Here is a 14,714-nt window from a genome sequence, read left to right as displayed (position 1 = left end):
CACCGGCGCACGTCCGGAGAGTTCACCGCGCGAGCGGCGGCACGGTCAGCAGGGGGTGGAACGAGTCGATGCTCGCGTTCTCGCCGACCGCGATGCCGTCGGCCTCCACCCAGGCGTGCGCGCCGAACGGGTCGGTGCGCGCTCCCACCCGCCAGGTCGGCCACTGCCCGCGGCAGCGGCACAGCAGGGCGATGGCGATCGACCGCGGCAGGCAGCCCTTGCCAGCGCAGGTCAGGCTCACCGCCACCACGGCCTGCCGGATCGCGAGTGCTCGATCGTGCTCGGCGGGCCGAGCCCGGCCGCGGATCACCGCGAGCACCGCGCGAATCCGGCGCGGCGGCAACCGGGACAGGCCCAGCGCGACGACCACGGCGAGCCGTGCCGCCAGCCGGGCCCGCAGCGGCGGGCGGGTGGCGCTGCGGAACAGCGCTTCGGGGGTGCTCACGAGCGCACCGCCAACCGGGCCGCCGCCAGTTGTGCGGTCAGTTCCCGCACATCGCGCAGCGCCTCGTCCAGGCCGACGTCACCGGGCGGGCTGTCGGCGACCAGCGCCGCCGCGACCTCGTGCTCCCCGGCGCCGTCGAGCAGCATCCGCAGCGCGGTCGCCGCTGATCCGTTGAGCTGCCAGTACTCCCCGGACCGCTGGTCCGGCAGCACCGATCCTTCGTCGGTGCCCGCCAGCGACACCTCGTGGTGCAACCGCACTCCCATCAGGACACCTCCTGCTCGGCGAGCTCCGGTGCGGTGTGCGCTTCGAGATTGCGCAGCCAGCGCTCGCAGCCGAACGTCGTGGACATCGCGTACGGGGTGAACAGCCGCAGCTGCAGGCCGGTGCACACCGACCGCAACCGGTCGGCGTCGATCAGCCGAGCGCGGCCAGCCGGGAGTCCTCGCACAGCGCGGCGAGCGCGGCGACGTTCCGCCGGATGCCGCTGTGCTCCAGGTTGGAGCCCTCCGCCTTCGTGGACCGCCGCAGCGATCGATCCGGGACGAGCCCGCGCATCGCCTCCACCAGCAGCGGCTTGTACCGCCACGGCGAGCGGCGTTCGTGCGGCCGGACCGCGGCGCAGGCGGCGATCACGGCGTCGTCCAGGTACGGCGAGGACAACCGGACGCCTTCGGCGGCGGACGCGGCCGAGCGCACCGGCTGGGACGCCTGCCTCGTCGAAGTGCCGTGCCGCGACCTCGCCGCCCTCGCCGCGCTCCGCCGCGCCCGGCCGGACGGCGTGCTGATCGCGCTGCTCGACGCGGGGTCGACTCGCGCACCTCGAACGCGTCGGGCGCGGAGTTCCGCAAGCCGAGGGCGAGGCCGCACCGGTAGGCGGGGACGCCGTGCGCGATGAGCACGATCGGATTCCGCGTGGCTTCGTCGCCGGAAACGCTGGTCCGCACCTTTCCTCCTCCGAATCGGCATGGCACATCGAATTCGCACGATGCGGCCGCGCAGTGCAACGAGCACTCCGCGGTATTCCCCGCCGGACGGGAGCCGCTTTCGCAGGGGTGTTCTCGCCGCGATTAGGAGCGGCCGTGCGGTCGGTCAGGTGCGTCGTGCTCCGCGATTCCGGGCAGCGCGCATCTCCCCATCGACGCGTCCGGAATTCGTCGCTTTCCCAGTTATGTCCACGCTACGCGAACCGGCGGTATCCGGGTACGCCCCAACGGGTAGTGAAATTCCTGCTCCAGAGTGACTTTCGCGCGGGTGGCGAGGTGATTTCCCGCCCTGCTTCGCTTTCGACATTCCAGCGGGACATTTCCACTGCGCCTCCGGCCGGGCGGTGCGGGTCATCTCCCGCCGGTGTCGCGCAGTTCGCCGCCGGACAGGTGCAGCCGCCGCGGCACGTCGACCTCGGAGAGGAAGCGTTCGTCGTGGCTGACGACGACCAGCGCCCCTTCGTAGGCGTTCAGCGCTTCGACGAGCTGCCCGGTGCTGACCAGGTCGAGGTTGTTGGTGGGTTCGTCGAGCAGCAGCAGCTGCGGCGCCGGTTCCGCGCACAGCACGCACGCCAGCGTCGCCCGCAACCGTTCGCCGCCGGAGAGCGCGCGGACGGGCAGGTGCATCCGGTCGCCGGCGAACAGGAACCGCGCCAGCACGTGCATGAACTCGGACCGCGGCAGTTCCGGGGCCGCGTCCCGCAGGTTCTCGGCGGTGGAGCGGTCCAGGCCGAGCAGGTCGAGCCGCTGCGACAGGGTCGCGATCCGCCCGTCGAACCGGGTGATCTCCCCGTGGTCCGGCGCGAGCTCGCCGCTGATCAGCCGCAGCAGCGTCGACTTGCCGGACCCGTTGCCGCCGCTGAGCGCGATGCGCTCCGGCCCGCGGACGGCGAGGTCGATGCCGTCGCCGAACAGCGCGCGCCCGCCGAGGTCGAGCCGGATTCCGGTGCCGTGGAACAGGGTTCGCCCGGCGGGCACGCGCGTGCCGGGCAGCGTCAGCGCGAGCACGTCGTCGTCGCGCACCGCCCGGTTCGCCTCGTCGAGCCTGCGGCGGGCGTCGTCGACGCGCTGCCCGTGGGTGTCGTCGGCGCGGCCGGCCGATTCCTGCGCGCGGCGTTTGCGGGCTCCGGCGAGGATCTTCGGCAGCCCGGCGGAATCGGCGTTGCGGGCCGCGTTGCTCGCCCGCCGGTCGGCGCGTTCGCGGGCCTGCTGCCGTTCCCGCTTCTCCCGCTTGAGCTCTTGTTCGGCGTTGCGCACGTTGCGTTCGGCCACCTCGCGTTCGGCGAGCCGCGCCTGCTCGTAGGCGGTGAAGTTCCCGCCGTACCACCGGATCTCGCCCCGGTCGAGCTCGGCGATGCGATCCATCCGGTCCAGCAGCTCCCTGTCGTGGCTGACCAGCAGCAGGCAGCCGCTCCACTCGGCGAGCACCCGGTGCAGCCGGTCGCGGGCGTCCCGGTCGAGGTTGTTCGTCGGCTCGTCCAGCAGCAGCACGTCCGGCCGCTTGAGCAGTTGCGCGGCGAGCCCGATCGCCACCGCCTGCCCGCCGCTGCAGGTGCGCAGCGGCCGGTCCAGCGCGATCTCGTCGAGCCCGAGGCGGCCGAGTTCGGCGCGGGCGCGTTCCTCGACGTCCCAGTCGGAGCCGACGACCGCGAAGTGCGCCTCGTCCACGTCGCCGGCTTCGATGGCTCGCAGCGCGCGCAGCACCGGCGCGATCTCCAGCACCTCCGCGACCGTGCGATCACCGTTCAGCGGCAGGGTCTGCGGCAGGTACCCGACCACGCCATGCGCTGTGGCGGACCCGGAACGCGGGGTGAGCTCCCCGGCGACGAGCCGCAGCAACGTGCTCTTGCCCGCGCCGTTCGGCGCGACCAGCCCGGTGCGGCCCGGACCCGCCGTGCACGACAGGTCGTCGAACACCGGCGTGTCGTCCGGCCAGGAGAAGGTGAGGTGGGAACAGGTGATCAACGCATCGGCCACGGCGAGCTCTCCCGCGTCAGGCGGGCGCACCGCAGTCGTGCTTCCGATCGCTGAACGCCGGCGATGCAGGAGAACCGGCGAATCAGAGGAAGCGCGGGGCGGCGGCCCGAGGAACGAACAGTGGTGGGGTACGACGACAAGCGCTCCGAACCGCCCCAACCAGGGCAGGAGGAGGCGCAGAGCACTCCGGCTCGAACCGGGCCCCGACCGGGTTTCTCACCCGAGCCTCGAACCACGGTTCACCCGAGTCCCGAACCGGGCCTCACCCGGAGATGTCGTCCTCACCCAGCACGTCGACCACTCCTCACAACGGGCCGCGATCCGGCCACCGCCAAGGACCGTAACAGCGCACCACGACGCGGCAAACCGATTTTCAACGCAGCGGTGCGTCCCAACAAGCCCCGCGCGGGGCCGGCCATCGAACGACGCGGAGAATTGACCTGAGATCGACGACGACTGGTAGGAGGGTCACGATGAACACCGACACCACCGTGGACCCGGTCCACCCCGGCGAGATCCTCAACGAAGAGTTCATGCAGCCCCTCGGCATCAGTCAGTACCGGCTCGCCAAGGACATCGGCGTGCCCGCCCGGCGAATCAACGAGATCGTGCACGGCGACCGCGACATCACCGCGAACACCGCGCTGCGGCTGGCCCGCTACCTCGGCACCGGCGAAAGGTTCTTCCTCAACCTCCAGGAGCACTACGACCTGGAGATCGAGAAGGACAGGCTCGGGGAAGAACTCGACCGGATCACGCCGCTCGCCAACGTCTGCTGACGATAAGGCGAAGCCCCGCTCCGCCTTTCGGGGTGAACGGGGCGGGCTCCACTTCTGCGTGCGCGGGGCTTACGACGGATATCCAGCCATGAACCGGCCCCGGCCCGGCCCATCCCCGCGTGCGCGAGGCTTACCGGGCCGCGATCGCCCGGCAGGGCCAGCAGGTGGACCCATCCCCGCGTGCGCGGGCTTACTCCGCACCGCCCTCGATGCGGTCGGCCGTCGAGGGCCCATCCCCGCGTGCGTGGGGATTACGCTTTTTGAGCTGGGGGGTTTAGGTGGCGATGTGCTCGTTTTCGTTTGGTGGGGGCGTGTGGGGGTCAGCGGTCGTAGGTGCCGGTCTTGAGCGAGTTGAGGAACGTTGACCAGGTGCTTTCGCTGAAGGGCAGCACCGGGCTGGTTTCGCCCAGTTTGCTGTCTCGGACACCGGTCAGACCCGGGATCGAGGCGATCTCGACGCACGCCGCACCGCCGCCGTTGCTCCTCGTGCTCTTGCGCCACGTCGCCTGGCTGAAGTCCGGGGCGTTCATGCTTCGCTCCCTAAGTCAGCGGTCGTAGGTGCCCGTCTTGAGGTTGGTGAGGAAGGTGGTCCAGGCCTGCGCGGGGAAGGGGAGTATCGGGCTGCGGGCGCCGAGTTTGCTGTCTCGGACGGCGGTGCGGTCGGGGAGTGCTGCTACTTCGACGCACTGGCCGTTCGGGGTGCTGTAGGAACTCTTGCGCCAGGCCGCGTTCACTAAGCCGCAGTCATCCGAAGCTCGCCCGTTCAGCTGGGTCACGTGAACTCCTTCGCCGTCTTCTTGACCAAGTCGCGCGTTCGGTCGGGATCGGCCGCTCGCGCGCGCAGGTGGTCGAACAGGTTCCGGTACCAGGCTACGTCGCTCGCCTGGTCCAAGAACAAGCCTCCGTGGGAATCGAGGTAGGCGACGTCCGTATCGCTGGCGTCCGGGAAGCCCAGCACCGCGAAGCTTCCGGAGATCGCCGGGTGGCTTCCGGCGTCGAAGGGAAGCACTTGAAGGACGACGTTCGGCCAGGTCGATGCTTCCAAGAGGTGTTCGAGCTGTTCGCGCATCACGGCCGGACCACCGAACGGACGCCGGATCACGGCTTCGTCCACGATCGCCCACAATTTGAACGGGCCTTCCCGCCGCAACGCTTCCTGCCGCAGCATTCTGACCTTGACCTGCCGCTCGACGTCGTCCGCTGCGATCCCTGGTGCGGTCTGAGCCAGCGCTCGAACGTACTCCTCCGTCTGCAGCAGCCCCGGGATCAGCTGGGGTTCGAAGTTGATGAGTTCGGCGGCTTCGGCTTCGAGGCCGACGTAGCCGTGGAACCAGCTCGGCAGCAGGTCGGAGTACGAGTTCCACCAGCCGCGGCCGCGTGAACCGCGGGTCAGGTCGAGCAGGGCTTCGGAGTCGTCGCCGGTGACGCCGTAGAGCTCCAGAAGTGCCCGCACATCCCCGATCCTGGGACGCTGGACCTTGCCCCGCTCCAGGCGGGAGATCTTGGTCTGCGAGAGGTCGTCGAGCCGGTCGGCCGCGTCCGCCGCGCTCATCCCCGTTCGTTCTCGCAGCAGGCGCAGCTCGATCCCGAGTCGCCGTCGGCTCACCATCGATCCGCTGCCGTTGCTCATCAGCAATTTCCTTCCGCGCGTCATTCCGACTCGATCGCCCCAGATGATCTCCGTCCCGCGCGCTGGACCGCCAGCACCTTAACCCGAAAGTGGATCTAGCCAAGCTGACTAAGTCACTTCTACGCTTTCGATCAAGTTCGACCGGCTCGGCGGATTTGAGCGCGGTGCCCCATCGGGAGTCCCCGCCCACGTCGAAGCAGAACTCGCTCCCATCTCACCCCGAAGGAGACGAGAAACGATGCATTCCGCACCGCGTGATCCACGTTTGCGCTCAGGTGAATGGCCCACCGGCCCAGTCTCGTTGGGCGGATGGGTCATTCACCTGGTGGAAATTTCCGCGTGATCGGCTTCTGCTGATCCGTTGAGAATCCCGGCCGGTCGTGCCCCGACCCCGGCCGGGTGGACCGGTGCCCGTTAGTGCCCCTCGATGGGCGCCGGTCGCGGGCCGGGTGGCGTGCTTCCCCGAGCGCCGCCCGGACACGCCCGGCCGCACGATCCACCCCTTCCCCCGAGATCGTGCGGCCGGGTTCCCCAATTTCCCTCCACCTGCTGAGGAATTCCCATGATGCTCAGGTCCTACGGGCTGCCCTGCGCCTGGCACTACCTCCCGGAACGGGACGTCACCGTGCGGTGGGGGCGGCCCGATCCGGTGTTCACCGTGCACCGCGGCGACCGGCGTGGTGAGCGCGGCGACCACGCCCTCATCGACACCGTCGCGGTCACCCAACCCTGGATCGACGACAACGACGTAGCGCGAAAAGCCCGCCACTGGGCCAGAAACCACCACCGATCCAGGGAACCCGGATGAAGGAACCACCACGAGCCGCACCGGGTCGGACCCGCCCGGGCGATCTCGCGACACCAGGCCGTACCGGCTACGTCCGCCACCTGACCGGCAACATTCACCACGACCTGGTGCCGCCGATGACCCCCGCCCGAGTCCTGGACGGTCTCCGAAAACTCTGACGCCGCTGCGCCGATCGACACCCGTGGATCATGCCGCACCGTTCCGGCGCGTGGGGCGGATCTTCGCCCGCGGGTCGTGGTCAGATCCAGAACGGCGGGTCGCCGGGCTTCGCGCCCTTCGACAGGAACTGCATGTCGTCCTGGACCGTCCTGCGCGCTTCCAGCCACGCCTCGTAGCGCAGGGCCAGCCCGTCGCCGCCTTCGCCGCGCTTGACCTGGTCCCGGTAGATGTGCAGCTCCTGCTTCGGCATCTCGGCGACGCGGCGGATGTAGTCGGTGACCGGCACGCCCTCGGTCCCGGCCGCGAAGGTCAGGACGCTCAGCGCGTCCGGATGTATCTCGGAGATCGGCTCCAGGTGGATCCGGTAGCGGAACGGGGATCCGTCCTGGAGCTCGTCCTCGAACCAGCCGTCGTCATGCGTGCGCCGCGACATCGTTCCCCCCCGTCGTGCGACCGCTGCGACCGGGCCGGCCCCGACGTCCAGCGGTGCCGCTCGAATGATGGTCGGCGGCAGGTGCGGCAGGACAGGGCCGACCGGGTGCGCCGCCCGACGGCGCCGGGTGAGCCGGTGGGAGACCGTCCGCACCCGGCGTGATCCCGGCCCGGGCAAGGCCGCGCGGGTGCGGGGCGGGGCCGCCGGCAGGGTGACGTCTCCGCACCAGTGCAGGTTCCGGTACCCCGCCTTCACCACGTGCTGATCAGTCGCCGACCCGCGGATCTCACCGTGGCATGCGTCTCCTCGGGCGGCTTCGCCCCCGCGCCGGGGCGCCGATTGGCAAGATCGACCGGGTTCCGAACGACCGGTGGGTGTGGTGTTGGCAAGATGATGGACGCGCGCGCGAGTGTTTTCGAAGTGGACCAATGGCTGCGGGTGGGCACGGTGCCACCGGAAGCTGCCGGGTACGTGCCGATGGTCGCGGTGGACGAGCCGGGACTCCTGGCCGCGGGGACGACGCTGTTCCACGGCGACGGATTCGGGAAGACCGCCACCATCGTCGATCAGGTGGAGCGAGCCTGGTTAACCGGCAAGGTGGACCTGCTGGTGTGGGCGGAGGCCGGATCGCGCGAATCGATCCTGTCCACCTACGCGATGGCGGCGGCGAGACTGGGGCTGCGCTCCGGTCGTGGACCGGAGCGGGACGCCGTGCGCTTCCTGGAGCACCTGGCGGCATCCACTCGCCGCTGGGTGGTGGTGTTGCACGACATCGCGAGCCCGGAAGTCCTCGAAGGACTGGTGCCGCCTGCGGGTGGTCGAGTGCTCGCCACGTCGCGGATCGGACCGGACCGGATCGCCGAGGTGCTGCCCGGCGTCACGACGATCGAGCTGCCCGGGCCGATCGATCCGGAGCGGCACCTGACGGCGAGGGGAACCGGCGGTGCGAGCGACGACATGTCGGCCGTCTCCCGAACGTGGGGCGACGACCCGCTCGCGCTCGCGATGATCGCCGCCTACCTCCGGCAGAACCCGATCGGCCACCAGGAGTACTTCGAGCGGTTCCAGGCCGAAGGCGGCTCGCCGAGCGCCTTCCCCGCGCGCAGCGCGCTCGCGCTCGCGAGCCGCACGAATCCGCTCGCGAGCCGGCTGGCGGACCTCCTGTCCGCCAGCGACGACCACGGGGTCCCGGTCGAACTCCTCACCAGCTCGCCCGTGCTGCGCCACCTGCGCCAGGACTCCGAGGTGGACCCGAGCCCGAACGACGTGTCGGCGGCACTCCGCGTGCTGCGCGACCTGGAGCTGCTCACCGAGAGGGGAGACATCATCCGGTGCCACCGGGCCACGCGCCGCGTCCGGTGGGAGGACCTGCCAGAGGCGGAGCGAGGCCCGGTCGTCACCACGATCGCCGACGGCCTCGTCGAGATCGTGGCCGACGCGGACGCCGCCGGGCATCGGATGTTCCGGGCCAACATCGCGTTCCTGCTCGGCCTCGGCGACCACCTGATCCAGCCCGAGGTGCACGACGCCGTCGGGGAAGTGGTGCAGAGCCTCGGGGACCACGGGCTCGGCGCCGCCCAGGCGGACTTCCTCCACCGGATGGCGACGCGGTGCACCGACCTGCGCGGCCCCGACGACCTCTCGGCGAAGTTGCTGCGCACCATGGCCGACGCGGAACGAGATCGTGATCCGGAAGCCACTCGTGCCGCCCTGGAATCGGCGTTGACCGCAGCGAACATCGAACCCGGACCGGACCACGACCAGACCGTCGAATGCCGGGAGGCGCTGCTCGACGTCCTCGACGGACTCGGTGCCGCCGCCGCAGCGGTGGAGGTCGCCGCGCACGCCCGCGACTCCCGGTCACGTCGGCTCGGGCCCGGGCATCCGGACACCGTCGCCGCATCCCTGGACGTGGCGAGGCGTCGGCACGAGCTGGGCGATGCCGCGGCGGCGCAGGGCGAATGGGACGCGCTGCTGAGCGAACGAGCACCGGAATCCGATGAACCGGCAGCGACCGGAATTCAGGTGCACCGCCACCGGATCGGCGTGCTCACCCACGGGGACCCGGACCGGGCGCGGGCGGAGCTCAGCGAGCTGATCACCCGAGCGGAAGCGGCACCCGGCACGGAACATCCGGTCACCGCGGACTGCCGGGAAGAGCTCGCGTGCGTGCCGGGAGGAGATCCGGCGGCGAACCTGGAGCTGCTGACGCGGGTGGTCGTCGACCGCACCCGCGCGCTCGGCCACTCGGCCCCCGACACGCTGCGAGCTCGGCTGCACGCCGCCCGGCTCCGGTCGGTGTTCGACACCACCGGCGCGCTGGTGGAGCTCGAGGGCCTGCTGCCGGTGCTGCGCCGCACACTGGGCACGGCGCACGCCGACTCGGTGTTCGCGGCTCAGGAGATCGCGGGGCTGCGGTGCACGTCGGGTGATCACGCAGGCGGGCTCGCCGCACAGCAGGAGTTGGTCCGGAAGCTGGAGCGCGAATGCGGCGCGGAACACCACCAGACGTTCGCGGCCCGCGACCACGCGGCATACCTCCGGGGCTGGTGCGGCGATCCGGTGGGAGGGCAGCAGGAACTCGACCAGCTGGCGTTCGACCTCACCCGCACCGTCGGCCCCGCGGACGTGCAGACCGTGCACGTCGAGCGGAAGGCGGCCGTGCGGCTCGGGGAGAACGGCGACCCGCACGCCGCGGCGGACCGGTTGAGCGCGCTGGCCGAGCGGCTCGCCGCCGAGGCCGACTGGGCGGGGGAGGCCTCGTTCGAACTCCGCGCCGAGCTGGCCTGGTGGCAGTCCGCCGCGGGCCGGTACGAGGACGCGGTGCGGACCAGCGCCGCACTGCTCGACGACGTCCGCGCCGCGTACGGCGAACACGATCCGCGGCGGACGCCGTACCACCTGAGCCTCGCGCAGTTCCGCGGCTGGGGTGGAGATCCGGCGGCGGCCGCGGCGGAGTACCGGCGGGTGCGGGACGCACAGCTCGCGTTCCAAGCGGCGGACCACCCGGACGTGCTGAGCACCCGCTACGCACTGGTGGATTGGACCGGCTGGGCCGGGGATGCCGCGGGCGCGGTGGAACTCGCCGAGGAGCTCGCCGTGGACTGCGGGCGCGCACTCGACGCCGACGATCCGACGAAGCTGGTCGTGGACGGGGCGCTGGCGACGTGGCGCCGCGCGAACGGAGATGCCGTCGGCGCAGCGGAGCAGTACGCGGCGCTCGCGGTCGACCACGCGCGGGTTCACGGCCCGATCGCGTCCAGCACGATCTGGGCCGCGGACTCGGCCGCGCAGTCGTGGGCGGCCGCGGGTGACTTCGCCGCGGCCCGGCGCACGTACGACGAACTGGTGATCAGGCTCAGCAGCATCGCGGGCCCGGACCACCCGGAGACAGTGGACGTCCGGCACCGGCGGGTGATCTGCGGCGCGGCAGCGGATCCCGCGGCGGCGGTGGCGGACCTCAAGTTGCTCGTGCAGGACGCGACACGGGTGCTCGGCGCGGCGCACCCGGACACGCTGCGCGTGCGCCGGGACCTGGCGGAGATGCGGGCCGCGGCCGGCAATCCGTACCGCGCGATGATCGAATTCGACCGGCTCGCGGTGGACCGGGTGGACGCGTTCGGTCCGGACCATCCGGACCTCGACGAGCCCGCACCGGGAACCCGCGGGACCCCTGGCAGCGCTGCCGCCTCGGCCGCCACGCTCGACGGGATCGCCGCCGCCCTGGAGGTCGAGTTCGGCCCGGGCAACTCCGCCGCCATGATCGCCCGAGGCGTCGCGGCCGAATGGCACGGACTGGCCGGGGATCCCGCCGGGGCGGAGTCGGCCCTCCTGGAATTGACCGCGGTGGCGGAGGAGGCGCTCGGCGCCCATCACCGGGACGTGCTCCGCTTGCTCGAACGGCTCGCGTGCTGGCACGTCCGCAATGGGAACCACGCCGCGGCAGCCGATGTGCACCGCCGAGTCCTCGGCTCGAAGGGGCGGATCAGCTTCCCTGATCCGAACGAGATCGAGCACCATTGCCTGTCCATCGCGATCAACCTCGATGCCGCCGGTGACCGAGCCGAGGCGGTGAAGGCGTTCGAAGACTGGGCGCAGCGGAGCACCGTGTTGTTCGGGGCGACGGACCTGCGGGTGCTCGACGCCTGGTCCGTCGTCGTGGAGCACCGCGGTAACAGCGGCGACGTGGCAGGCGCCGCGTCTCTGGCCGCCGCGCGGGGAATCGCGGTCGGGCCGTACCCGCGCCCGTGCCCGCGCACCGCGCAGGAGCTCGCCGCGCACGAGCGCCTCGCCTACTGGTGCGCCCGGGGTGGGGAGGCGGCGGCCGCAGCACAGCTGTACCGCGAGACCGCGCTCGGCTGGGCCGCGACCGCCGGACCCGACGATCCCGACGCGCTGCGCACCAGGGAACTGGCCGCCCTCTCGCTCGGGGACAGCGGCGATGCGGCGGGCGCCGCCGCACTGCTCGACTGGGTGCTGGCCGACCACGAGCGCGTCTACGGCGCGCGCCATCCCGTCACCGAAGCCGTGCGCGAACGCCGGATGCTCCGCGCCGGCTAGCGGAGCGGCCCACCCGACCCGGGTGGGCCGCACCCCGGGTCAGTAGAGCTTCCGGTAGCCCTCCTGGAGTTCGTGCTCCAGGTGGGCGGGGTCGATGCCGAGGCCGGACTGGGCGGCGGCGATCTCGCCGGGGGAGGGGATCTCGGCGGCGAGGGACTGGATCTCCGGGTCCCAGAGCCGGGAACGCAGCAGGGCGCGGCCGCAGTGGAAGAACACCTGCTCCACCTCCACGATGATCGCGAACATCGCCTCCTTGCCCGCCACGCGCATCCGGGCGAGCACGTCCGGATCGTCGGTGGGGTAGCCGCTCCCGTTGATGCGCAGCACTTCCACCACGCCGGGCACGAGGAACAGCAGGCCGATGCCGTCGTTCTCGGCGAGGTTGCGGAACGAGTCCGCGATCTTGTTGCCCGGGCGGTCCGGGATGGCGAGCGTGCGCTCGTCGAGGACCTTCACGAACCCGGGGTAGTCACCGCGCGGGGAGCAGTCGGCGCGGCCTCGCGCGTCCGAGGTCGACATCGACAGGTACGGGGAGTGCGCGATGAACCGGTGCGCGTGCGCGTCGACCCGGTCGCCGGACTTGAGTGCCCGCACCACGTCGTCGGGTTCGCCGAGCCGGGCGCGCAGCTCCGCCATCGGTACTCGTCGTGGCCGGGTGCCGACGGGCGTCATCCGGGGCTCCTTCCGCAGCGCTGGTGGCGAGGTCTTCGCAGGTCGTGGCACGATTATGAGCAATCGTTCGGTTCGCGCGCCACTCGCTTTCGCGCCGGTCAGGGAGGTTCCGTGAGCTCGGGAGAACGACGGCTGCGACCTCGGAAGACACCGCGCCAGGTGCGCGCGGAACTCACCAGGGAACGCATCCTCACCGCGGCTGCTCACGTTTTCACCGAGCACGGCTACGCGGCGGGCACCACGAATCGGATCGCCGAGCGCGCCCGGATCTCGATCGGCTCGCTCTACCAGTACTTCCCGAACAAGGACGCGATCCTGGTGGAGCTGCTGACCAAGCACCTCGACGAGGGCATCGCGGCGACCCGCGCCCACCTTGCCGCGCAGCGGCCGGCCTCCGTCGAGGAAGAGGTGCGCGGGTTCGTGCGGGCCGCCATCGCGAACCACCTGGACGACCCGAAGCTGCTGCGCGTCCTGCTCGAACAGGCGCCGCGGTCGCGAGAGCTGCTGGAGAAGATCGAGCGGCTGGAGCAGGAGCACGTCACCCGCGCCCGCGAACTCATCGAGCGGTACTCCGAGGTGCGGGTCGGCGATCCGCGGACCGCGGCACGGCTCGTCGTGTCCACTGTGGAACTCGTGGTGCACCAGCTGATCTCGTCGGCCGACCCGATCGACATCCCCGCCTTCGAGGACGAGCTGACCACGATGCTCACCCGCTACCTCACCGGCGGCCCGCTGCGGTGAGCCGTCAGACCAGGGCCGCGCCGATGGCTCGGGTGGCGAGGTCGTCGAGGGTGGCGGGCTGCCGGGTGCGTTCCAGCGGCAGCTCCCCGGTGACCGAGGAGCCGAGGACCTCGCGGATCTCGCCGGTGTCGTAGAAGGCGCGGACCTGGCCGAAGTACTCCACGAGCCGCCGCGCCGAGCCGGCCAGCGGATCGGTGCCGGCGATGGGGTCGAGGAACGCGTTGACCAGGTTCCAGGAGCCGTGCTCGCGCACCACCGCGAACACCACCTCCGGCAGGGTGCGGGCGGCGGTCTCGTTCGGGCGCGCATCGGGGACGGCGCGCACCAGCGCCCGCAGCCAGCCGTGCGCGGCCCGCTCGGCCTGGGCGCGGTCCCCGCCGAGGTTCGCGGTGAGCTTCGCCAGGTCCAGGCGGGCGTAGCGGTAGTAGCAGGCCGCCGCGAGCTCCGCGGACTCCGCGGTGGTCCCGGCGGCGTGGGTGGACAGGGCGTCGGCGACTTCGCAGGCGGGTTCGGCGGTGAACTCGTCCTCGTCGGAGATCGTGCCGCCGAACAGCGCCACGTCGATCGCCTGCCGGGGGGCGAGCACGCGCTCGGCGGCCTCCCGCTGCTGCGCGGCCGTCTTCACGTTCGCCAGCGCCAGTTCGTCCTGCCGCGCCTGCTCGGGATCCGCCGCGTTGGCGATGATCTTCTTGCGGCGGGTGGCGCGGTCGGCGTAGTCCTCGCGGTTCTCCAGGCAGAACCGGGCGAGGCGCTCACCCGCCAGGTCCGCGGTGAACACCACCGCCGGGGTCAGCTCGCCGCTCGCGAGGCCGAGGCCCAGTTCGTAGAACGCCTCCCGCACCAGGTCCTCGGTGTCCGCACCGGGATCGTCGGCGCAGCTCGCCGCGTCGATCCAGCGTGCCGCGTCGGCGATCAGCCGCCGGGTGGAGACCCCGGCGGAGGCGAGGGCCAGGTCCTGCTCGGCCAGCAGGGCGCGCGCCGACCGGCGCAGGTACCGGGAGGGGAGTTGCTCGCGCGCGACGTTGCCGAAGGTCGCGCGCCGCGGCCCTTCCCCCTCGTCCCGGCCGAGCTCGGTGGCCGGGACGGACTGGAGCAGGTGCAGTTCGACGATCATGTGGTGTTCCTCCGGGGAGTGAGCTCGCGGGAGCGCGGCAGGCCGCTGCGCGCGGGTCGGACGGGCGCACCGGGCGTGCGCGGGCAGGTCGTGGCGCCGACCCGCACCGGCGGTGCACCGGCTCCGGCGGCGGGCGTCGTTCCCCGCGCGGCGGCACCCGGAGGCGGTCCGGCCGATCGGGGCGGCGGCTCGTCCGGCGGACCGGAACTCACGGGCTGTCCTCCGGGCAGGAAGGGGCACGACGGGGAGTCAGGGGGACCATCGGCGAGCGGAGTGCCGCGGGACGCGTCGCTCCTGCGACCGGTGGGGCCATCGGTTTTCCGCTCGGCGAAGCGGAGAATCCAGGTGCACTCCTCGCTGAGTGCGTTCCGGAATGCGACCTCGATCGACGGTAGCAAGCCCGGACCGCG

At 71.7% G+C, this 14,714-nt stretch carries 15 protein-coding genes; 4 read left to right on the top strand and 11 right to left on the bottom strand.

Features of this window, described 5'->3' with window-relative positions; genetic code table 11:
* Positions 1-22: 22 nt before the first annotated feature.
* The 5 genes from H1226_RS17000 to H1226_RS16980 all read right to left on the bottom strand — a co-directional run bounded on the left by H1226_RS17000 (position 23) and on the right by H1226_RS16980 (position 3,408).
* Complete coding sequence (locus H1226_RS17000) at positions 23-445, bottom strand: lasso peptide biosynthesis B2 protein (protein WP_258341612.1); 423 nt, start codon at positions 443-445, stop codon at positions 23-25.
* Entirely contained in the window at positions 442-711 is a 270-nt protein-coding gene (locus H1226_RS16995) for a lasso peptide biosynthesis PqqD family chaperone (RefSeq protein ID WP_258341611.1), read from the bottom strand. The genes H1226_RS17000 and H1226_RS16995 overlap by 4 nt, the downstream gene beginning before the upstream one ends.
* On the bottom strand, positions 711-839 hold the full coding sequence (locus tag H1226_RS16990) for a hypothetical protein (protein ID WP_258341610.1): 129 nt from the start codon (positions 837-839) through the stop codon (positions 711-713). Before H1226_RS16990 ends, H1226_RS16995 begins: the two co-directional genes overlap by 1 nt.
* A gap of 23 nt (positions 840-862) precedes the next feature.
* Positions 863-1,414 carry an asparagine synthase-related protein gene (locus tag H1226_RS16985; RefSeq protein ID WP_258341609.1) on the bottom strand — a complete coding sequence of 184 codons (552 nt, stop codon included), beginning with the start codon at positions 1,412-1,414 and terminating at the stop codon, positions 863-865.
* A gap of 368 nt (positions 1,415-1,782) precedes the next feature.
* A complete protein-coding gene (locus H1226_RS16980) occupies positions 1,783-3,408 on the bottom strand; it encodes an ABC-F family ATP-binding cassette domain-containing protein (RefSeq protein WP_258341608.1) in 1,626 nt (541 codons plus the stop codon).
* Positions 3,409-3,881: 473 nt separating this feature from the next.
* Here H1226_RS16980 and H1226_RS16975 point away from each other — a divergent pair, with 473 nt between their 5' ends.
* A complete protein-coding gene (locus tag H1226_RS16975) occupies positions 3,882-4,187 on the top strand; it encodes a HigA family addiction module antitoxin (protein ID WP_258341607.1) in 306 nt (101 codons plus the stop codon).
* A gap of 320 nt (positions 4,188-4,507) precedes the next feature.
* Here the strand turns inward: H1226_RS16975 and H1226_RS16970 are convergent, their stop codons facing one another.
* Genes H1226_RS16970 through H1226_RS16960 form a run of 3 tightly spaced genes read right to left on the bottom strand, consistent with a single transcriptional unit; the run spans position 4,508 to position 5,817 of the window.
* Positions 4,508-4,717: a DUF397 domain-containing protein gene (locus H1226_RS16970; RefSeq protein ID WP_258341606.1), complete on the bottom strand. Its 210-nt coding sequence runs from the start codon at positions 4,715-4,717 to the stop codon at positions 4,508-4,510.
* A gap of 15 nt (positions 4,718-4,732) precedes the next feature.
* A complete protein-coding gene (locus H1226_RS16965) occupies positions 4,733-4,963 on the bottom strand; it encodes a DUF397 domain-containing protein (protein WP_258341605.1) in 231 nt (76 codons plus the stop codon).
* On the bottom strand, positions 4,960-5,817 hold the full coding sequence (locus H1226_RS16960; protein ID WP_258341604.1) for a helix-turn-helix domain-containing protein: 858 nt from the start codon (positions 5,815-5,817) through the stop codon (positions 4,960-4,962). Before H1226_RS16960 ends, H1226_RS16965 begins: the two co-directional genes overlap by 4 nt.
* 562 nt (positions 5,818-6,379) lie before the next feature.
* Between H1226_RS16960 and H1226_RS16955 the strand changes: the two genes are divergently transcribed.
* On the top strand, positions 6,380-6,625 hold the full coding sequence (locus H1226_RS16955; RefSeq protein WP_258341603.1) for a hypothetical protein: 246 nt from the start codon (positions 6,380-6,382) through the stop codon (positions 6,623-6,625).
* A 238-nt stretch (positions 6,626-6,863) separates the two neighbouring features.
* On the opposite strand, the gene H1226_RS16950 is transcribed toward H1226_RS16955, so the two are convergent.
* Positions 6,864-7,217, bottom strand: a complete 354-nt coding sequence (locus H1226_RS16950; RefSeq protein WP_258341602.1) for a hypothetical protein — start codon at positions 7,215-7,217, stop codon at positions 6,864-6,866.
* Positions 7,218-7,607: 390 nt separating this feature from the next.
* Here H1226_RS16950 and H1226_RS16945 point away from each other — a divergent pair, with 390 nt between their 5' ends.
* Positions 7,608-11,777, top strand: a complete 4,170-nt coding sequence (locus tag H1226_RS16945) for a tetratricopeptide repeat protein (protein WP_258341601.1) — start codon at positions 7,608-7,610, stop codon at positions 11,775-11,777.
* Between the two features lie 39 nt (positions 11,778-11,816).
* Here the strand turns inward: H1226_RS16945 and H1226_RS16940 are convergent, their stop codons facing one another.
* A complete protein-coding gene (locus H1226_RS16940) occupies positions 11,817-12,449 on the bottom strand; it encodes an MSMEG_1061 family FMN-dependent PPOX-type flavoprotein (RefSeq protein WP_258341600.1) in 633 nt (210 codons plus the stop codon).
* A gap of 159 nt (positions 12,450-12,608) precedes the next feature.
* Here H1226_RS16940 and H1226_RS16935 point away from each other — a divergent pair, with 159 nt between their 5' ends.
* A complete protein-coding gene (locus tag H1226_RS16935; protein WP_258341599.1) occupies positions 12,609-13,190 on the top strand; it encodes a TetR/AcrR family transcriptional regulator in 582 nt (193 codons plus the stop codon).
* A 4-nt stretch (positions 13,191-13,194) separates the two neighbouring features.
* Here the strand turns inward: H1226_RS16935 and H1226_RS16930 are convergent, their stop codons facing one another.
* Entirely contained in the window at positions 13,195-14,304 is a 1,110-nt protein-coding gene (locus H1226_RS16930; protein WP_258341598.1) for a type I-E CRISPR-associated protein Cas7/Cse4/CasC, read from the bottom strand.
* Positions 14,305-14,714: the final 410 nt, after the last annotated feature.

Source organism: Saccharopolyspora gregorii, assembly GCF_024734405.1.
Taxonomy (GTDB): Bacteria; Actinomycetota; Actinomycetes; order Mycobacteriales; family Pseudonocardiaceae; genus Saccharopolyspora_C; species Saccharopolyspora_C gregorii.
This window is presented reverse-complemented; position numbering and strand designations above follow the sequence as displayed.

Bases quoted from the DNA above. Each gene is read 5' to 3' on its own strand.
- H1226_RS16995 (WP_258341611.1), bottom strand. From the start codon at position 711: ATGGGAGTGCGGTTGCACCACGAGGTGTCGCTGGCGGGCACCGACGAA.
- H1226_RS16985 (WP_258341609.1), bottom strand. From the start codon at position 1,414: ATGCCGATTCGGAGGAGGAAAGGTGCGGACCAGCGTTTCCGGCGACGA.
- H1226_RS16975 (WP_258341607.1), top strand. From the start codon at position 3,882: ATGAACACCGACACCACCGTGGACCCGGTCCACCCCGGCGAGATCCTC.
- H1226_RS16970 (WP_258341606.1), bottom strand. From the start codon at position 4,717: ATGAACGCCCCGGACTTCAGCCAGGCGACGTGGCGCAAGAGCACGAGG.
- H1226_RS16960 (WP_258341604.1), bottom strand. From the start codon at position 5,817: ATGAGCAACGGCAGCGGATCGATGGTGAGCCGACGGCGACTCGGGATC.
- H1226_RS16955 (WP_258341603.1), top strand. From the start codon at position 6,380: ATGATGCTCAGGTCCTACGGGCTGCCCTGCGCCTGGCACTACCTCCCG.
- H1226_RS16950 (WP_258341602.1), bottom strand. From the start codon at position 7,217: ATGTCGCGGCGCACGCATGACGACGGCTGGTTCGAGGACGAGCTCCAG.
- H1226_RS16945 (WP_258341601.1), top strand. From the start codon at position 7,608: ATGATGGACGCGCGCGCGAGTGTTTTCGAAGTGGACCAATGGCTGCGG.
- H1226_RS16940 (WP_258341600.1), bottom strand. From the start codon at position 12,449: ATGACGCCCGTCGGCACCCGGCCACGACGAGTACCGATGGCGGAGCTG.
- H1226_RS16930 (WP_258341598.1), bottom strand. From the start codon at position 14,304: ATGATCGTCGAACTGCACCTGCTCCAGTCCGTCCCGGCCACCGAGCTC.